Below are 18,905 nucleotides of genomic sequence, written 5' to 3'. Positions count from 1 at the left end.
AAGCAGAGCACCGAAACTATGGCATCGTTTATCTGACCTGGCGCAGGGCTGCAGCTACAGGTACTTCTTGAACGTTGCCGCCGCAATGCACACCGCCACGCCGAGCAATGCGGCGCTGGGCAGCAGGATCAGCAGCGGGTTCACGCTGACCGGCAGTGCCAGGTAAGTCACCCACGGCAGTACGGCCAGCGGGATCAGGCTGGCCCTGGCGCGGTGATAGATGAACCCCGATTCGCGTCCCGCGCCGAAGCGGCGGATGTCCCGGCGCACCAGGCCGTCCACCAGCCCGACGAAGGCGGCCATCAGGAACAGCGGCAGGGTCAGGCACAGCACCAGCAGCCGCACGAGGAAGACCAGCGTCGTGTAGGCCGCCGCGATCAGGTAGCTCTCCACGTTCACGTAGACCAAGCCGATGTAGTAGCGGAAATCCTTGGTCGGGCGATGGCTGCCGGCGCTGGCCTGCGTCGAGGCGTCGCGTATCCAGTCCAGCAGACCGCTCTTCACGAACAGACAGTCGTAGCCCTGCTCGACCAGCCGGTGCGCGGTGCGCCCTGGCTCCTGCACCAGCGCGCTGCGCGTGAAATGCGTGGAGAGCTGATCCAGCTCGTAGTGCAGCATGCCCTGCGCGTGGCGCCAGCCCTGATCGGGCCAGAAGAAGTGCATGCCGACGCATTCGATCAGGATGCACAGCAGCAGCGCGCCGCACAGCACGCCGAAGAAGCGGAACGGCAGCGTGATGAGGCCGGCGATCAGCCCCTGCTGTCGTTGCTGCTGGCGCTGTGCCGCGACGGCCGGATCGCTCATGCTTCGGCCTCTTCAGCGGCGGCCATCTGCTTGAAGTCGTCCAGCAGGTCGTCGGGCAGCGCCTTGTCCTGCAGGCCGGGGATGCCCTGGTTCTCCCACCAGTCTCCCGCCTCGACGTAGTGCTGTCGCATGTAGCCGGCCAGCTCCTGCAGATCCTTCGGCATGGCTTCGTCGGGGTCGGGTGCCGGCAGCGGCATGCGGACTTTCCAGAGGTTGCCGCCCTCGGTCAGCGCGAAGCACTGCCCCTTGGGCAGCGCCACCACATGCGCCGGCTCGATCAACGGCACGCTGTTGCTGCTGATGCGGTCCTGGGTGTTGGACGTGAACGCGGTATTGCCGTGCGGGTCGGAGCTGTCGGTGGCGCCGCTCATCAGTGCCGTGGCATACACCTCAACCTTGGGCAGTTGTCGCGTCAGCAGTTCGGCGGTGGCGGTCTCGCGCACGCGCAGCATGAACAGGTTGTTGAAGTTGCCGACGACCTGGCCGGCCTTGGCACGGTTGCCGATGCGCGCCTCGATGTCGCTCAAGGTCTGCGTGTAGGCCGTCACCTGCACGCCGGCACCGCCGCCCTTGTTGACCATCGGAATGAACTCGTCGCCCATGAGTTCATTGAATTCGTCGGCGTGGACGTTGATCGGAATCTTGGCGCCCACCGCGGCGCCGGGCAGCCCGTCGTCGATGCCGAACTTGTAGATGTGACCGGCGACCGAGACCAGGTCGCTGAACATCGAGTTGCCCACCGCCGCCGCGACTTCGGCGTCGGACAGTGCATCCAGCCCCACGTAGACCACCGCGCGTTTGCGGATCACCTGCATCCAGTCGAAGATCGGCCGCGGGTCGGACAGGTCGGAATAGTTCGGTGCGAGCAGTTGCGCGATCTTGCCGGTGGTGAGCTTCTCCAGCAGCGGCAGCAGCGAAGCGACGATCTTGTCGAAGTACGTCCGGTCGTAGCGCACGGCGCTGCGCAGGCCGTCGAGCACCGGGTCATAGATGCGCACCTGGGACAGGTACTGTTCGAGGGCCACCACGCGCTTCTCTCGCCCGATCATGTTGCGCGGGATGTTCTTGTCGTTCAGCTTCGCTTCGAGCTGGACGATGACCTCCCAGACCTTCGGCTCGTTCTTGGCGAAGTAGTGCTGGGCGTACTCGATGAACAGCGCGTCGATGTTGATGACGTGGCGCTGGATCAGCAGGTAGTCCGGCCGCTGCCCCAGCTCGACCAGGGCGCGCGCGATGATGTTGACGAAGCGCCAGGCGAATTCGCGGAACGCGGCGCTGTTGCCTTCGCCCGAGAGCTGTCCGGCGATGCGCGTTGCCACCTCGGAGATCCGCCCGAACCGGCCCACGGCGTTGTAGCGCGCCGAGATGTCCGGCCAGCCCAGATGAAACACGTAGAACTCGCCTTCGCGCCCGGCGCGCTTGGCCTCGACGTACATGCGCTTCAACAGGTCGGCGTCGCCCTTGGGGTCGAAGACGATCACCACCTCGTGCTCGCCGCGAACCTTGCGGCGGATGTCCTGGGTGATGAACAGCTCGGCCAGCCGCGTCTTGCCCACGCGCGTGGTGCCCAGCACCAGGCTGTGGCCGACGCGCTCGCCCAGCGGCAGGGTGACGTCGACCTCGTGCGGCTCGATGCCATGCAGGCGCGGCAGTCCGCCGACCGGCGGCAGCGGCCGCGCCGGGTTGAGCGGGCTGTCCCAGGCCAGCGCGCGCGCCAGCTTCGAGACAGGAAACGGCGCGAACTCAAGCCGCTCCTCCAGCCGCCGGGCGGCCCGGTAGATCGCCGTCGGCTCGACATAGCGGCGGAACTCCGGCCGGTAGGTCTGCATCAGCCGGTGCGTGTGTCGCTGCTCCCAGCGGAAGCCCCGGCCGACGAACAGCCGTTGCTGACTCACCGGCACGTCGCGGCTGGTCATCACGTAACGCGGCAGGCGGCGGATGTTGCGGCGATAGCGCAGGATCGCCCAGGCATCGCGCAGGCGAATCGCGCCGAAGGTCAGGAAAGCCAGCGCCGAGCCCAGGCCGAGCAGCGGGTTCAGCGCGAGCGACCACGGTGCCACCAGGCACAGAATCGCGGCGCCGGTGCAGACCGCCACGGTGTAAAGCTCCACCGCTGGCCGCAGCAGAACCTCGACCGCGTGCGGTTGGGCCATTTGCGCACCTACTGCTCGACGCCGGTGGACGTGATGAGCACCGGGTAGTGGCGCAGGCCCAGGCGCTGGGCCAGGTCGTCGCCGGAGGCCGGCGAGAGGGTCAGACCGGGAGCCAGCCTGCGCAGCGCCGTCAGCGCGGCCATCGACTCCACGTTGACCACCAGGCCCACGGCCTGCAGCTCTCGCAGCTCCGCCTGCCGCTGCCGCAGCCAGGCACGCGACCGCTCGTCATCGCCGATCAGGAACAGCGCCGTCAGGCCCGGCGCCCGGATGACGCGGCGCTGCACCTCGCCCGGCGACAGTTGCGTCGAGCGCACCGGCAGCATGGCGGCTTCGGCGTCGGCCGCGTTGCCCACGCGAGGGGCCGGCGGTGTGGCCTGATCCAGCTGAGGATTCAGCGACTGGTAGTACGGCGGCGCGGAGTCGCCGCCACGGTCTTCGACGACGATCAGCGGTGCGGAGGTGGTCTGCGCGAAGACGGCGGTCGTGGACAGCAGCCCGATGGCGGCGATGAGGACGATGTGGTTCATGGCGTGGTGGCCTGAAGGGTTGAAACGGGAACGCCGGGGTCGAGCACGCGGATCAGGTGCCGATGCACACTGCGCCGGTAGCGCGCCGCGGGTGCCCCGCCGGCGGGCCGGTGGTAGCGGCCGATGGCAAGGAGCCAGTCCTCGCCCGGCGTGTGCTGTTCGCGCAGGATTTCCGCGGCGATGGCGAGGTTGCGGTACGGGTCCAGCAGCTCGCAGGGCTGCGTGTAGCGATGCGCGTGGTAGCCGAGATTGACCTGGCCGAGGCCGGCGTCGATGCGATTGGCCGGCGTGTGGGCGAGCGCACGGTGCAGCCCCGCGCAGGCCTCGGCGCGGGTGGCGTAGCGCTGTGGCGAGCCGGCGACGTTGAGCGTCCACGGCCAGGGGATCAGGCGCCCGCGCAGCATGGCGCCGCTCTCCTGCAAGGCCACCGCGTACAGCACCGCCGCCGGCACGTCTGCACGATGCGCCGCCAGTTGATAGGCCGGCGGCGGCACTTCCCGCGCCAGGGCGGCCAGTGCCCAGCCGCCGGTGGTGAGCAGCAGCACGGCGCTGGCGCAGCGGATGGCGACGCGGGACGGCCGACGCTCCCGGCCCGGAGCACCTATTGCCGCTGCCATTGGCCGTTCACCTCGCGCACCACGGCCGGCAGATCGCCGGGCAGGCCGAGCGACAGCCAGCGCCCGGCATCGTGGTTGAGCGTGATGGTGCGGGCGCGCACCCTGGCCGGGTCGATGCCCGCCCGGGTGGCCCACTGCCGGATGCGCGCGTCGTCCTGACGGCTGCCGACCATGTAGAGATCGAAGGCCGTGCCGGCCGCCTGCAACTGCTGCACGCGCTGCGCGCACGGTGCGCAGTCGGCCTTGACGAAGACCGCCAGGCGCCCGGAGCCGGTGTTGCCGGCACCCGGCGCCTTGGCACCGGGCAGGCTCACGCGCGGCTGGCCGGGAAACAGGCGCTGCCACGCCGCGTCGTAGGCCCGCTGGTAAGCCAGCGTTTTGCCGACGCGCCGGGCCTCGGCCTGCACTTGCAACTCCGCGTAGCGCCTGCGCTCCTCCTCGCTGCGGGCCTCGATGCCCAGCGCCGTGAGCGGATCGAGCTGGGGCGAATAGACCCCGAGCGGCCCCTGCATCAGTTGCCGGTAACGTGCCCACTCCTCGGGCTGAAGCCCCCACTCCCGCGCCTGCCTCTCGTCGAGCGCGGCATCAGTGCCCGGCTGCACCTGGGCGGGCACCATGCGCGAGTTCGTCACCGGGGCCGGTTGGGCGGATGCGCCGAAAGTGGCGAACAGGACGACGGCAGCGAGCAACGGCCGCAGGTTCATGGCGACCTCCTACGGCACCGCGACGCGCTGCGTCTGGCCGTTCACCTGGAACACGCCCGCCTGCGCCTCGATCGACTGCAGTTGCCAGCCGCCCTCGGCATCGCCCTCGCGCAGCAGCCGGGCGCCCGCGAGCGAGGGCGCGGCGGTGGAGGTGATCGACAGAAAGCGCTCGCCTCCCCGCAGCTCCACGCCGAGCACCCGGAACGGCGGCTCCGGCACCTTGGGCTTCGTCACAACCGGCGCGCGCGGGCGAGCGGCGGATGCCACCTGCCGGGTCTTCTCCAGGCGAGTCTCGATTCCGTTCACGCGCGTCTGTAGCGTCTGCAGGTCGATGGCCAAGGCCCTCGCCTCGTCGGCCTCTTCGAGGCGCATCATCCGTTCGTCCAGCGCCTGCCGCGCGGTGGCGAATTCGGCCTGGCTGATCGGCGCCGGCCGCCGCTTGTCCGCATCGGCCTGTTGTTCGAGATCGGCCATGCGCAAGCCCAGCGCCTTGAACTGCGCATCCTGTGCGCTGCTCTGGGTCTGCTCGGCGAGCCGCGACAGGCCGACGCTGTTGATGAGTGCCACGGCACTGATGAGCAGCAGCCAGAAGGCCGCGGCGATCTTGAGCCAGCGCGTGCGGGAATTGCGCTCGGATGGCGCTTGGGGAAAGGTCATGGCTGCATCTCCTCGGGCCGGTCGGCGTCCGGCACGGGCGGGGCGGCGCCGGGCGGGTTGGCGGAAAGGAAGGTGGGAGCACCGTGCCGGCTGAAGCAGACCTGGCGGCTCAAGTCATCGACCGACAGCTCCCAGGCCGGGCCGGCAAGGGTCAGCAAGGCATCGCGCAGCATCAGCGGGCCCAGGCGCAGGTGTGCGGCAGGCAGCGGCAGCGCGTAGAGCGTGGCGGCTTCGGCCGCATCGCAAAGCCGGTAGCCGGAGCGCAGGAGCACATGGCGCATGGCATCGCCCACGCTGGCATCGAGCGTGGGCGGAATAGACACCTCCACCGCCTGCTGCAAGAGATCACGCTGCGCAGGTTCCGGCACCAGCTCGATCAGGGTGTAGCGGCCATAGCGGGCCACCGGAACGAAACCCGGCTCCGGCGCGACGGCGGTTGGCGATGCGGCCGGCACCGCTGGCACAGACGGCGTGGCGGTCGTGGCGGTCGTGGCGCAGCCGGCGGCCAACAGGCTACCGGCCAGCAAGCCAGCGGCGAGGGCCAGGCGGTGAACAGCGCAGATGGATGGTTGCATGGAGGGCGCTTCCCTGGAACACGGAGCCCTCACCATCGCCGCCGCTTGGCCTGCGGGCAGCAAACAAAACGCACTGACGCCCGCCCGAATACATGGCGGGCGGCGCCATGGACTGTCATACGCCCAAGAAAAACGGCCCCGAAGGGCCGTGGAAAGTAGCCGGCGACCCCGAGGGGCCGCCGGCATGAGCACATGGATCAGACCGTGACAAGCTGCCGTGCCAGTGCCACCTCCACCGAGTCGCCGTCCTGGTTCAGGACATCGAGTCCGGACTCGGGCACGTCGCCCGACGTGCTCTGCGACACCATGATCTTCCGGGCCATCAACCCCAGGCAGGTCATCTGCGAGGAGTTGGCGTAGCCGAGGTAGATCACGCGCACCGGCTGCTTCTGGCCGATGCGCCATGAGCGCCGGGCGGCCTGCTGCAACGAATACACGTTGTAGCCGGACTGGAGGAACACGATGGTCGGGAACTCCAGCAAGTCCAGGCCGGTTTTCACCAGCTCGGGATTGGTGATGAGCACGTCGATGCCGCGGTCCAACTGCTCGGCGATCCAGTCCTCGCGGCGGGAGGCATCCACGCTCGCGCGCAGTACCGCCACCTTGAAGCCTTCCTGCTCCAGCAGCACCTTCAAACGCGACGTGGTGTCGCGCGTGCCGGTGTAGACCGAATAGACCAGGGTCTTGCGCCCTTCTGCCTTCTCCTGCTTGCAGATCTCGATCAGCTCGCGTTCCTTGGGCATCACCTCCAGCTCGTTGAACTGAGCCGGAACGAACGCCAAGGTATTGCGCGTGCGCGGATGCACCACGGTTTCCGACCGGAAGCAGCAGTCCGGCCAGGCCAGCAGCACGTTGAGGACCACACCGAGCAGCGTCGTGTCGCGCTTCGCCAGGGCCTGCTTCAGCTCCTGGGTCAGCCGACCCGCCAGATCGCGGTAGGCCGCGGCTTGCGCCGTGTCCATCGCGACTTCGCGGAACTCCTCGTCGTAGGGCGGCAGCACGTTGCCACCGATGTCCTTCAGCTTGAGGAAGACCGTGAACGGCAGGACGCAACGCAGCACGCCCTTGGGACCGAACCCCGGCGCCTTGACCGTGCGCACCGATACCTTGGTGCCCTTGGCCGTCTTGTGCGCCGTGCCCGTGCTCTCGGAATAGATGTCCTTGAGCACGCCGTGATCGCGCATGAACGCCATCGCGGCCGAGGTCATGCTGCCGCTCTTCGTCGGCCGGTAGCCGTCTTCGATCATCCGCCCCGGCAGGGCTCGGAACAGCAGGTGGAACAGGTCGTCGCCGTAGCCGCCCATCAGTGTGCCGGTGAGCAGCAGCGTCTTGCGCGCCTTGGCCGCCAACACCCCCATGGCCTGGCCCTGTGCGGAGCCGCCGTTCTTGTACTCGTGTGCCTCGTCGGCGATGAGCAGGTCGAACGTGCCTTGGGGAAGCTGCCTCTTGATGAACTCGGACGGCTGGTAGCCGCCCTCGCCGAAGCCGAACTCCATGTTGGCCATCGCACGTTCCATCCGATGGGCTTGCCGGTCCGAGAAGACCAGCTCGCCGTTGCCATCCATCAGGTTGATGAACTCGTGGATGTTGTCCCCGAGCATCGACGCGAGGAAGGCGTCGCCGAACTTCTGCATCAGCTTCTGCGCGGTGACTTCCCCGATGGTTGGAATACGCTTCAGTGCCTTGAGCACGGTCGAGGACTGGTCGCTGGCGGACAGGCCTCTCGGACGGATCAACGACCACAGCGGTGCACGGCAGTGGCTGCACTTGCGGCGGGACTCCTCGGCTTCGAGTTCGACCGGGTTGATCGGCTCGCCGTCGAGGTCGGTGATGACATGCCCGCAATCCGGGCAGGCCCCCACGTCACCGTGAGGCGTGCGCCGGCGAACGAAGACAGGTTTCCAGTGGAACCCCATCCGCATCCGCACGCGGCCCAGGACGAAGAACTCCTGGCCCTGCGCCGGCACGCCCAACTGCTCGCGCAGTTTCAGCAGCTTGACCAGCGTGTCCGGGCCATTGAGCACCCAGACCTTGGCACCGGCCACCGTCTCCTGGATTTCGCGCCGCCACTTGTAGACTAGGTGCGGCGGAGACAGAACCAAGGTACGGCGGTAGCCTTCGGCATTGAGCACGGCGGCGGTGGCAATACCCACCGTCGTCTTGCCGCAGCCCATCTCGCCATTGACGATCGCGGCGCGTTCGCCACGATCGACCAACAGCTCGGTGACGGCATGGACCACATCGGCTTGCGCCGGGAACAGCTTGCGCTTGAGCGTGGCGAGGATCAGTTGCCGATGCACCCGCACCTGGCCGGTGTAGACCGGAGGATTGGCGCGGTTGAGTGAGTCGAGCAGCTCGTCGCCGAACTCCGATACGAAGTCCTGCAGGCTGAGCGTGAGGGGTGAAGCGGCCGCTTCGAGCAGGTCGCCCTGCACAGCGGTTTCGGGAACAGTTTCAAGATCGAGGGACATGGTGATGCTCCAATGAAGATGGGGCATGCACCGACCCCTGCGGGGCGATGGCATGCCCCAGGGGTGGGAAGAGAACGGTCAGATGACGATCAGTACTCGGATGGCAGCAACAGCGTGGTGACGCTGCGGTCCCACTCGGTGATGATCCAGAGATTCAAGGTCGGCGTGACCTGGTAGGACGAGAACAGACGATCTCCGGACTTCAACGCGGCATCGTTGGAACGCCGGTCGCAGTCGTCGAGATCGCCCCAGTCACCACGAAGGTGGCGACGCAGATAAGGCACCGGATTGAACTGGCCCTGGTGGACCAGATCGTTGATACCGGCGGTCATGACCACTTGCCCGGATGGGAACCGTGGTTGCGACACGAGGTTGAGAACAGCGAGTGCCATGGTGATTTCTCCTTCAGGAAAAAGAGGCCACGGCGCCCCATCGGGGCGACATGACCCCGGTGGGTGGACAAAGAAGGCGGCGAAGCACTGGCGGCTTGCCGTCGAGGAACGACGATCAGCGAATGGTCAGCACCTCGCCCCGCGTGGCGGAGCCCGGCGTCATGTCCCAGGCGCGGATGACCGGCACGAACTTGTCGGTGAGGATGCGTGTCTCGGCGACAGACCCGTCGTCGCGCTCGGTGTATTCTGTCTGGAGCGTTTTCTCCTTGTGGGTGTCACCTTTCACGACGAGCGTTCTGCCGCTCTTGGAGGTCACGACGCCCGAGATTGCGCCCGCGGCCAAGGCCAGGGCGAGATGCCAGTGCGACAAGGCCCGCGCCGGTGGCCGCAGCGACTGCTGCGCGCCCCCCAGGTGCGTATCGAGCGCCGGCCAGAGTCCTTGCAGCCGGCCGACTTCATCGGCGAACTGCTCGGGCTCCATCGTCACGCGATAGAAGTGCTCCGGCTCGGCCGGGCTGGCAGGGACGGTGTACGGCAGGAACGGCCATTCGAGCGGCAGTTCCTCGGCTTCGGCGTCGCCCTGACCGATCTGCAGCAGCAGACCACGCAGGGCCTTGGCCGACTCCGACGCCTGGTCGCGCTGGCGAACCCGGCGGCCGAAGATCACCACCTGCTTGAACTGCGTTTCCACCGCACGGTAGATGCGCAGGTCGGCGAAGTGGCGCGTCAGCCATCCGACCAGCTCGGCGTCGAGCACGTAGGACGGCACGATGAAGATCAGCACGCCGCCGTACTGCAGCAGCGGCAGCGCGCGCTGATAGAACAGCTTTTCCAGCCGCGCACGGCCCTGGCCCTGATAGCCGATGTTGCCGTTCACGTCCTTGCTCAGATCGCCATACGGCGGGTTCAGCCACAGCAGCCCGAATGACTGGCGCGAGATCAGCGTGTCCATCAGGTCACCGTGGATGCAGCGATCGACCAGGTGCCGTGCGTGGCGGGCACGCTCGGCGTCGTACTCGACGGCGAAGGCCTGGACCTGCTCGCGCCCGAGGGCGTGGGCGGCTTCAGCAATCGCCACGCCTTCGCCGGCGCAGGGATCGAGGATGGACATGGAGCCGGGAGACGGTGCCAGTGCGGACAAGGCGCGCTCCAGCGTCGGCTCGTCGGTGGGGAAGTAGCCGTTACGGATGAAATTGCGCGCCAGGCGCGGAAACATGAGTGCCATGGATTTCTCCTGATGATGGATGAGGGAAGGCGGGCACGCGCGGCGCGCATGCCCGTGGGAATGGCTCACGCCACACGCCGAAGCGGTGCGTTCGCGGCCAGTTCGTACTGCGTGGCACCGATGGTGCCGTTGCGGATCAGCTCGCCCAGCGCCTTCGTCAGCGCCGGGACATCGAGGGCCAGCCGATGGCCTTCCAGCGGCCCGAGGGCCAAGGGAAGACCGGTCAGCATCCGCCGTGTCTGCAACAGCTCCAGCACGGTGTCGCGCCAGTGGTCGAGCAGTGGCAGCGGGCAGGTGTCCTGCACCAGCGTCCACAGCCGGTCGAGCCGGTAAGCGGAATCCCTGGGCAGAAGCGCCAGCGCGCTGGCGTTGGCCTTGTCTGGCTTCACGCAGCGACGATCGAACAGCCACACATTCGTCAGCGAACCGAACAGCGTTCGCCGATAGGCGCGGGTGATGCGCTTTTCCAGGTTCTCGACGTTGCCGACGAAGACCGGGATGGATGCGCCCTGCTCGGTGATGACGTGGAACTGATCCAGTCCCTGTTCATCCCGGCCGAGGGTCAGGCGAGCGAGGAACTCCTGAACGGCGGTGTCGCGCGCCCAGATCGAGAGAAAGACGAGATTGCCCTGCTCGTCACCGACGCAACCGTCGGCCATGAGGTCGGGGCATTCGTCGATGCGGTACAGCGGTTTCGCGGAAGAAGGTGCAGGCATGGTGATGTCCTCTTGGAAATGAAGGAGCAACCACAGCCCGTGGGGCAGTGCTCGCCCCGGTTGGGTGAAGGAAGATGCGTGCCGCTAGGCAGCGCGCCCCGCGTGGAAGCGGTGAACCCGCTCGCGCCACTCGGGGCTTTGCACCGGCGCCATGTCGAGATAGCGCAGCGGGCACGAGTAGTAGTACGGATGCACGGACTCATCGAGGGACTTGTAGCCCCACTCAAAGCCCGCGCTTTCCAACAGATGGCAGCCGATGTAGCAGACGGACTCACCGGCCGCGAGGCCCATGACGCCCGCCTGCCTGGCGGTGACGCGAACCACGGTCCACAGAACGTCGCCGTCCAGTGTGTGGTCGATGACTTCGCAGCAAGCGCGTTCGGACGCCTGCGGAGCGAGCAGCTCGCGGATCAACTGATCGCGCGTCTGACGAACGAAGGTCCAGCCCATGAGGGTCTCCTTGAAGAAATGGCCGGAGCCCTCCCCGTCGGGGGAGGACCCCGGCGGGTGGCGGAATGCCGCGCGAGGCGGCGGATGGATCAGGCAGCTTTGAGGTGCCAGTCCTGGGACAACGGAGCGAACTCGTAGCCCAGCTTGTCGAGACGGTCGCGCTGCTGACGCAGCACACGACGATCCACGGTCGCGTCGAGCTTCACGGTCTCGCCCAGGGGCCACAAGGCACCGAACAGCGCCGCGTCGTCTGCCTCGGCCGAGGCCGCAGCGGACACGGGAGCCGGTTCGCTGCCGAACGGCGTGGTATCGACCAGGGGATCGCGCGGACTGCGCGGCTTCGCCTTCGGCTTGACCGGGCGCGTTGCCGGCACGGGCGTCTGCGCCTCCTCGTCGATCGGATCGACTTCCTGCGGACTCAGCCGGCGGGCTTCGTCGCGGCTCAGGGCGTCGATGTTGGACAGTGTCATCCCGCCCAGATGGGCGCGGATCTCGATGACCATGCGGCCGTTGGCGTTGTACGTGGAGGGGCGAATCTCGACGATGACGAAATCACCGTCGTACTTGCCCTCGCGGTACTGATCGAGTTCGGCGTTCTTCACGACGAACTCGCCGATGGAGGTCGCCAGGCGGCCGACGTTGAAATCGCCGTTGCGGCCGTGGATGGTCTTGATGGCCAGTTGGCCGGGGATGGTGATCATGAAGGTCTCCTGCTGACGAAGAGAAGACAAGGCCCCGGGGATGGGGCCTTGCGGATCAGAACGACTCGGCAACGGCCAATGCGGGGGCGTCGGCAGCGTCGTCGGCAGCATCGGCGACGGGCTTGGAAGGCTCCGGTGCCGAGGCTTGCTGCGCAGCGGGCGCGTCGGACGTCACAGGGACTTCCGGCTCGCGCTCGTCGGTCTCGGTCGGCTTGGGTTCGGCCTTGTAGACGAGCTTGCCGTCGACCTTGATCCAACTGACGAACAGCAGGCGGGCCTTGAGGCTCACACCCTGCTCGCCGGCACGCTTGCCCTTGGAGTAGGTGAAGGTGTCGGTCCACAGGTCGCCCATGCGGAAGCCGATCATCACCTTCTTCTCGGCGTCGACCGCCTGAATGCAGCGGCGCACCAGGTGCTGCGCTTCCGAACCCGATACGCGCGTGTCGAAACGCACATACGAGACGTCATCGCTGGGACCGTTCAGAGCCGCGATGTCGCAGGCCAGGAACGCATCGCCTTTCTTGGGCTTCACTTCGCGGATGCGATTGAGATACCCGAGGCCGGTGATGTGCAGATCGAAGTAGGACTTTTCGGTGGAAGTGGTCATGGTGAATCTCCTGAGAACAATGAGGCGGAGACACACCCGACCCAGGCGGGGAAGGTGTGGAACCCCCGCGCGGGTTGATGGAACAGCTTGGTGGCATCGCCATCGAAAACCGATGGCCGTTCGCGCATGGATGCCGGTGCGAACTGGGGTGATCAACGCGGTCGGAACCGCGTCGCAGCCTTGAAGATCGTGGCTGCCTGGGCATGTCGCTGACGGACGTCAGCGGAACATGGCCGGAAGCGTGGCGCCGGGACGGCGCGCAGGCGAGCGGCAATCGGCACTCGCGGCTGTCCGCATTGCCGGGAAGAAAGAGGCCCCCGGAGCGGGGACCAGGGATGGGCGGTCAGTTACCGCTGGGCGTGGGAGGAACCGCCTGCAGCGACAGGTGTGTCGCGGTGGCGGACACGTCGAGGTCGTCCTCGCTGCGCAGGATGCGCGCAAACACGCCCTCCTGCGGATCGAAGAACTCGCCGAAGTCGTCGCCACCGAACTCGGCACGCGCCAGTTCCCACCAGTCGTCGAAGGCATCGACATCCGGGTTGCAACCGGCGGCATAGGCGATGGTCTTCTGGCGACCATCGGGTCGGCGCTCGCCGCACTCGGCCAGGAAGTACACGCCCTGATCCTTGACCAGGATGACGCGGCATTGATTCGCCACCGCTTCGGCGAGCACGGGCCGCAGCTCCGTGCCTTTGAATCGAACAGTCATGAGTGTGATCTCCAGGGGGCAGGAAAAACGGCTTCCCGCCGCGAGGGCGGGAAGCTGCTGTGAGATCAGTGCCGGATAGCCTTACGACACGACAGGCACTGCACGCGGATGCGCCGCCAACTCCCGTCGTCGATCAGCCGTTCCAGCGTCTCGCCGAGGGTGTCGAAGAACACCTCATCGACCCGTTCGATCAGCTCGCCGTCGCGGCGCAGCTCCACCGCGTAGAGGTCGAGGCCACGCTCATACAGCACGGTGACGCGACCGTGGAACTTCGTCGTGGCGACGGTGAAGCCGATGGCCGGCGGTGTGCGGATGATGTCGGCGGGCAGCGGATCGACCCAGGTGATGTCCCGCGCGCCGGCATCCACCAGCATGTGGGTGACGCGCCGGAAACCGTCGGGAGCGGGCAACTGCTCCAGTTGGTTGACCAGTTCCTGCAGCTCGGGGCAGCGAGGCTTGGGAATCGGCAGCTTCGCCGGTGCGGACCCGAGCACCAACCGCTTCACCGTGTAGGGCTGGCCGTCGGCGGTGAACTCGGTCTGCTCCTCGGGCGTGTCCGCTCGCTGACCGTCGAAGCGGCGTCTGACATAGGGTTCGACCTGCACCTTGGCGCCCTCGTCGGGCACCTCAGTCACGAGCGTGCGATCGAGCACCGCGAACTCGGCTCGCCCCGTCTTGACGACGATTGCCTCGTCGGTGGTGGCGATGACCTTGCCCTCGAAAGGCTTCGGGTCGATGTGAAAGCCCAGCGTCGAAACCTTGGGCTGGCCGTCGAAGATGTTGAACTTGAACGAACGGACGTTGGAAGGCACATGACCGACAACAAGCGTTGGCATCTGTGCACGGATGGCTTGGGTATCCATGGGGAGACTCCTTGTGGCAACCAAGGGACTCCCGCCCGCAAGGGAGGTCTGTCCCTTGAGGGTGAGGTGGATGGACGCGGGTGCGCCCGGAGAACGAAGCAACCAGCACGGCGAACCGCGCCGCAGTCTTGAAGGTCTCGACTGCCTGGGCATGCTGCCGGCAACGCCAGCGAACATGCGGCCAGCGTGCGGCACATGGCGGCGGCCGTCCGTTGGGAATCGGCAATGCGCCGGCACCGCGTTCCGCGAAAAAGAAGAGCCCCGACGTGGGGGCTCGAATGGGTTGCGGGTTACTCGTCGTCGTAGAGCGTCAGCCCGTCCAGCACGGGCGCGTCGGCATCGAACACCAACATGCGAACGTCAGCGAGCGCAGCCAGGTGCAACACTTCCACCAGGGACTCCGGCACGCCCTTGGCCCGGTGCTCCTGCCGCAGCTCTTCGGCGGTGATGCCCTCGACATGCTGCAGGTTCGCATCCGTCCAGGGCGTGGCGATCAGCTTCACGCCGACCGCCGGGCTGTAGGGAATGCGGAAGGCCACGAACAAGAAACCGCTCGGCGTGGCGATGTCCGCCAGTTCGGCGAGGAAGCGGCCGGCCTCCTCGGTGATGTGCGCCGAGCTGATTTCCCAGGCACGGCTGTAGAAGCCGGTCTCGAAGCGCAGGCGGCGGACCACCTCGCGCGCGGCTTCCTCGGAGTAGGTATCGCCGACGTGCAGTGGCTGGCCGGCTTCTTCGGCCATGACGGCGTAGACGAGGTTTCGGGCGATACCGTGGCTGGGGCACTGCGCGTGCAGCTCGGGCGGCACGTTCTGGCCCTCGGTGATCAGCGCGAAGTCGTCGCAGAAGACGCAGGCATGGCGCTCGACCTGGCTGTCCGGCAGATGCGACTGCGAGACGTGCAGCGGCAGATAGCTCAGCGGGCAGTCGTCGTCGTAGGAAATCGCCAGCAGCCGCTGCACGGACAGGCCATCGTAGCCGCGGACGAAGGGGTTTTTGGAATGAGACATGGGATTCCTCCAGCAGAGGATGGCCGAGGCAATCCCCTGCCGGGGATTGAACCCCAGCGAGTGGATGAAGTGGCAACCGGTCAGCCGGCCGCGGCGTCGGGCCGCCCTGGTGGCGGGCGGTGCAGGTCAGTGGAAGATGGTGATTCGGGACATGGCCGCTCCTGCGAAAGGAAGGAGGGACATGGCCCCGAACGGGGACGCATGTCCCTCGTGGGGTGGGATGAAAGAACGGTGGGTTGCCAGGCGCGGCTCACCAGCCGTTGTAGTGCAGCGTGAGGTCGGCGATGACCTGGCGCCGTTCCAGATCGAGGCCGCCGAAGTCGGACAGCCCCTCGAAGCCGCAACGCTTGAGCATCGCGCCGCCCTCGCGGGAGTTGTAGAAGCTCACCATCGCGGACAGGAACATGCGTTGACCGCTGCTCAGCACACCCAGGGCGTCGTTGAGCATCAGCATGTTGGGCCGCAGGTCCCACTTGGTGGTGGCACGCTGCAGACCTTCGCGTGTGCCGTCGCCGAACCACTCGTGGCCGGCGATCTGCGCGCCGCGCTTCCAGGCCTCGAAGAAGGCCTGCGGTGCAGCGTCGAAGTGCGCCTGTTCCAGCGCCATCTGATCGAGCACGTCTTCGGGTAAAGACAGATTCATGAGAGAACTCCTTGAAGGGTGGGAATCAGGGGTGAGCGCGCTGTGTCCAGGCATGGGTATCCAGGGCGCGCTGTGCTGCGAGGTGGTTCGGGAAATACTCGACGGACTCCCGCGATACCGGGCCTTCGTCGTCTTGCGTGCCGATGTAGTGGCCGGCCGCGCTGCGCAGCACCTGTAGCGGCAAACGCTTGCCGGTCCAGGCCAGCGCCAGCGCACCGCTGCGCACTGCGGTTGCAGAGGAAGATGCGGAAGGTTCAGACATGCCGTGCTCCTTGGTGGGTCGGGGAGCACGCATCCCGCAGGGGATGGGTTCCCCTCGGGTGGTTGAGAAAAGTGCATCGTCGCCAGGCCGGCGAGCGTCCGCGGTGGGCGATGCGAAGCGGACTGGATCGGTCAACGCGGCGAACCGCGTTGCAGTCTTGAAGACCGAGACTGCCAGGGCATGCCGCTGACGACTGTCAGCAACGCATGGCGTGAGGATGGGCGCGAAGCATGGCTGTCGTCGCAGGGAAAACCGAATCGCGGACGGCCCGCTTTAGGGCAGGCCCGCGTCACGGGACAAGGCAAGGACCAGGGCGCCGAAGGCCACGCGGGCCTTCGGCTGGAGAGGAAGGAGAACCACCTGTGGGCTGCGTCAGCGCGGGCCGTCGTCAAAGCCGTTCGCTGCGTCAGCAATCGCACCCGGCCCGTTTCGTGGCTGGGGCCGGAAACCTCTGGCGTGCATCCACACACAAAGGGAGCCCGTTGTTCCGCCGGCGGGCACCGGCACGGAATACCCTCGGCCCAAGGGGCCTCCTCACGGCTCGCGCGGCGGCAAGGCGTCAGGAAGCCCCTCATGACCGAGGCAAGGCACACCGATCAAGGGAATGGCGGCGGGCGCGATTCGTGGAGCAATGACCTTCTCGCCCTGTCGCCCGATGGCGGGCAGACGGGGCGCGCACACCGTTGCAGAAGGAGACGCGCGCTTTGGAGTCCCGCGCGGTGCGGGACGTTTGCCTCGCCGCCAGTGAAGTGGCCGGCGCGGCAGGGGGAAGCGAGGATCAGGACGCCTTGGAGGCAGCGCGCCGCTTGCGCGGTGCGCTGCGCCGGCCCGTCGGGGACTCGATCGGCAACGTGCCCTTGCAGTCCGGGTAGCGCGAGCAGGACCAGAACGCGCCGCTCTTGCCCGTGCGCTGCTGCATCGGTGCGCCGCACTGCGGGCAGGCCGGCGCCGGCGGCAGCTTGAGCGAGAGCGTTGCGCCGCGATACTGCTGCACGAGCTGGCCGAGCCACACGGACTGCTTCTCGATGAAGGTGTCCAGCGCCATCTGGCCGGCCTCGATCATGTCGAGCGCCTGCTCCCACACTGCCGTGGTGCCGGGGTCGGCGATGGCCGAGGGCACCGCGTCGATAAGCGTGAATGCCGCGTCGGAAGCGCGGACGGCACGGCCTTTCTTGACCAGGTAGCCGCGACCGATCAGACCGTTGATGATGTTGGCGCGTGTCGCCTCGGTGCCGATGCCGGTGGTATCTCGCAGCTTCTGTTTCAGGCGCGGGTCGGTCACGAACTTGGCGACGGTCTTCATGGCCCTGATCAGCTCGCCCTGCGTGTAGGGTTTGGGCGGCAGCGTCTTCAGCGCCTTGAGATCCACCTTTCCGACCGGGCAGGACAGGCCCGCATGCAGGGCGGGCAGCACCTGGCTGCGCTGCGCATCCTCGCCATCGGCATCGTCCGGCCCTGGCGTCGCCAGCACCTCACGCCAGCCGATGACGGCGATCTGCTTGCCCACGCCCGCCAGCGACTGACTGCCGCACGAGAACTGCGCCACCGTCCGGTCGAACTCATGGTGCGGGAGGAACTGCGCGAAGTAATGGGCGCGGATCAGCCGGTAGACGGCCAGCTCCTTCTCGTTCATGGCCGACAGGTTGGCGGGCTCCAGCGTCGGGATGATGCCGTGGTGAGCCGACACCTTGCCGTCGTTCCACGCACGCGAACGCTGTTGGCGATCCAGGCGCTCGATCAGCGGCCACAGGCTGGGGTCGGTCTTGACCAGGCTGTCGAGTACGGTCGGCACCTCGGCCAGCATGCTCTCGGGCAGGTAGCCCGAATCGGAGCGCGGGTACGTTGTCGCCTTGTGCGTCTCGTACAGCGCCTGGGCAATGTCCAGCGTCTCCTGCACGTCGAGGCCCAACTGCTTGGAGCACACCTCCTGCAGCGTGCCCAGGTCGAACGGCAGCGGCGGTGCCTCGCGCACGCGCTCGGTGTCCACCGACACGACCTGCGCATCGCGTGCCGCGCGAATGCGATCCGCAGCCTGCTGCGCCACCGGCTGCTGAAGGCAGCGACCCGCTGCATCCGTGCTGCCTTCGGGCGGTATCCAGCTCGCGGTGAAGGATTGGCCGGCATGGGATAGCAGCACATCCACGGCCCAATACGGCATGGAGACGAATCGCGCGATCTCGCGATCACGATCCACGACCAACTTCAGCGTCGGCGTCTGCACGCGCCCCACCGACAGCACGCCCGTATAGCCGGCCTGACGCCCCAGCAGTGTGAACAAGCGGCTCAAGTTCATCCCGATCAGCCAGTCGGCGCGCGATCGGGCGAGTGCGGAGAAATACAGCGGCAGCGTCTCGGCGGACGGCTTGAGCGCACGCAGCGCTTTGCGGATCGACGCATCGTTGAGCGCCGACAGCCACAGGCGCTGAATCGGCCCGCGGTAGCCGCACAGGTCGATGATCTCGCGGGCGATCATCTCGCCCTCGCGGTCGGCGTCGGTCGCTATCACCAGCTCGCCCGCCTTGGCGACGAGCTGCTGCACGACCTTGAATTGCGCTGCGGTCGCCGCCTTGGGCTCGACACGCCAACGCTCGGGAAGAATGGGCAGTTGCTCGATGGCCCAGCGCTTGTATTGCTCGCCGTAGCCTTCGGGCGGAACCGCCTCCACCAGATGACCGATGCACCAGGTCACGACGACACCCGCGCCGCTGTAGCAGCCGTTGCCGCGTTGAACGGCACCCAGCACACGGGCGATGTCCTTGCCCTGGGACGGCTTCTCGCACAGGAACACGCGCATGAAGCCTCCTTGGAAATGTGCGGTT

General features: G+C 67.2%; 20 protein-coding genes. All 20 read right to left on the bottom strand.

From position 1 onward, the window contains the following. Positions 1-54: 54 nt before the first annotated feature. Entirely contained in the window at positions 55-804 is a 750-nt protein-coding gene (locus LG388_RS12070; RefSeq protein WP_065086183.1) for a TIGR03747 family integrating conjugative element membrane protein, read from the bottom strand. After that, positions 801-2,957: a type IV conjugative transfer system coupling protein TraD gene (gene traD / locus LG388_RS12065; protein ID WP_225783019.1), complete on the bottom strand. Its 2,157-nt coding sequence runs from the start codon at positions 2,955-2,957 to the stop codon at positions 801-803. The genes LG388_RS12070 and traD overlap by 4 nt, the downstream gene beginning before the upstream one ends. Before the next feature lie 8 nt (positions 2,958-2,965). Then, positions 2,966-3,487 carry an integrating conjugative element protein gene (locus LG388_RS12060; RefSeq protein ID WP_029133602.1) on the bottom strand — a complete coding sequence of 174 codons (522 nt, stop codon included), beginning with the start codon at positions 3,485-3,487 and terminating at the stop codon, positions 2,966-2,968. Then, complete coding sequence (locus tag LG388_RS12055) at positions 3,484-4,104, bottom strand: lytic transglycosylase (RefSeq protein ID WP_029133601.1); 621 nt, start codon at positions 4,102-4,104, stop codon at positions 3,484-3,486. The genes LG388_RS12060 and LG388_RS12055 overlap by 4 nt, the downstream gene beginning before the upstream one ends. Beyond that, entirely contained in the window at positions 4,089-4,808 is a 720-nt protein-coding gene (locus tag LG388_RS12050; RefSeq protein ID WP_003141019.1) for a TIGR03759 family integrating conjugative element protein, read from the bottom strand. Before LG388_RS12050 ends, LG388_RS12055 begins: the two co-directional genes overlap by 16 nt. A gap of 9 nt (positions 4,809-4,817) precedes the next feature. Continuing rightward, positions 4,818-5,465, bottom strand: a complete 648-nt coding sequence (locus tag LG388_RS12045; protein ID WP_029133599.1) for a hypothetical protein — start codon at positions 5,463-5,465, stop codon at positions 4,818-4,820. Beyond that, positions 5,462-6,040, bottom strand: a complete 579-nt coding sequence (locus LG388_RS12040) for a PilL N-terminal domain-containing protein (protein WP_023123936.1) — start codon at positions 6,038-6,040, stop codon at positions 5,462-5,464. Before LG388_RS12040 ends, LG388_RS12045 begins: the two co-directional genes overlap by 4 nt. Before the next feature lie 197 nt (positions 6,041-6,237). Next, positions 6,238-8,511 carry a helicase-related protein gene (locus LG388_RS12035; protein WP_023123935.1) on the bottom strand — a complete coding sequence of 758 codons (2,274 nt, stop codon included), beginning with the start codon at positions 8,509-8,511 and terminating at the stop codon, positions 6,238-6,240. An 89-nt stretch (positions 8,512-8,600) separates the two neighbouring features. Then, positions 8,601-8,903: a hypothetical protein gene (locus LG388_RS12030; RefSeq protein WP_023123934.1), complete on the bottom strand. Its 303-nt coding sequence runs from the start codon at positions 8,901-8,903 to the stop codon at positions 8,601-8,603. Positions 8,904-9,018: 115 nt separating this feature from the next. Beyond that, a complete protein-coding gene (locus LG388_RS12025) occupies positions 9,019-10,128 on the bottom strand; it encodes a DUF6094 domain-containing protein (protein WP_023123933.1) in 1,110 nt (369 codons plus the stop codon). A 65-nt stretch (positions 10,129-10,193) separates the two neighbouring features. Beyond that, a complete protein-coding gene (locus LG388_RS12020) occupies positions 10,194-10,844 on the bottom strand; it encodes a hypothetical protein (RefSeq protein ID WP_225783018.1) in 651 nt (216 codons plus the stop codon). Between the two features lie 84 nt (positions 10,845-10,928). Further along, complete coding sequence (locus tag LG388_RS12015; RefSeq protein ID WP_029133595.1) at positions 10,929-11,294, bottom strand: hypothetical protein; 366 nt, start codon at positions 11,292-11,294, stop codon at positions 10,929-10,931. An 89-nt stretch (positions 11,295-11,383) separates the two neighbouring features. Next, positions 11,384-11,995 (bottom strand): DUF3275 family protein, encoded by a 612-nt coding sequence (locus LG388_RS12010; RefSeq protein ID WP_225783017.1) that lies wholly within the window; start codon positions 11,993-11,995, stop codon positions 11,384-11,386. A gap of 55 nt (positions 11,996-12,050) precedes the next feature. Beyond that, a complete protein-coding gene (locus tag LG388_RS12005) occupies positions 12,051-12,602 on the bottom strand; it encodes an STY4534 family ICE replication protein (RefSeq protein ID WP_225783016.1) in 552 nt (183 codons plus the stop codon). Between the two features lie 343 nt (positions 12,603-12,945). Next, positions 12,946-13,311 (bottom strand): DUF3085 domain-containing protein, encoded by a 366-nt coding sequence (locus LG388_RS12000; protein ID WP_029578154.1) that lies wholly within the window; start codon positions 13,309-13,311, stop codon positions 12,946-12,948. Positions 13,312-13,376: 65 nt separating this feature from the next. Continuing rightward, entirely contained in the window at positions 13,377-14,174 is a 798-nt protein-coding gene (locus LG388_RS11995) for a hypothetical protein (RefSeq protein ID WP_013982120.1), read from the bottom strand. Positions 14,175-14,464: 290 nt separating this feature from the next. Then, positions 14,465-15,181: an ABC transporter substrate-binding protein gene (locus LG388_RS11990; RefSeq protein WP_225783015.1), complete on the bottom strand. Its 717-nt coding sequence runs from the start codon at positions 15,179-15,181 to the stop codon at positions 14,465-14,467. A 250-nt stretch (positions 15,182-15,431) separates the two neighbouring features. Beyond that, entirely contained in the window at positions 15,432-15,824 is a 393-nt protein-coding gene (locus LG388_RS11985; RefSeq protein ID WP_003141051.1) for a hypothetical protein, read from the bottom strand. A gap of 25 nt (positions 15,825-15,849) precedes the next feature. Further along, positions 15,850-16,086, bottom strand: a complete 237-nt coding sequence (locus tag LG388_RS11980; RefSeq protein WP_013982118.1) for a hypothetical protein — start codon at positions 16,084-16,086, stop codon at positions 15,850-15,852. A gap of 778 nt (positions 16,087-16,864) precedes the next feature. Then, positions 16,865-18,880: a DNA topoisomerase III gene (locus LG388_RS11975; RefSeq protein ID WP_126649751.1), complete on the bottom strand. Its 2,016-nt coding sequence runs from the start codon at positions 18,878-18,880 to the stop codon at positions 16,865-16,867. Between the last annotated feature and the right edge of the window lie 25 nt (positions 18,881-18,905).

Source organism: Xenophilus sp. Marseille-Q4582 (assembly GCF_916700565.1).
In the GTDB taxonomy this organism is placed as follows: Bacteria; Pseudomonadota; Gammaproteobacteria; order Burkholderiales; family Burkholderiaceae_C; genus Xenophilus.
The sequence above is the reverse complement of the archived record's forward strand: the minus strand, read 5'-3'. Positions and strand labels throughout refer to the sequence as shown.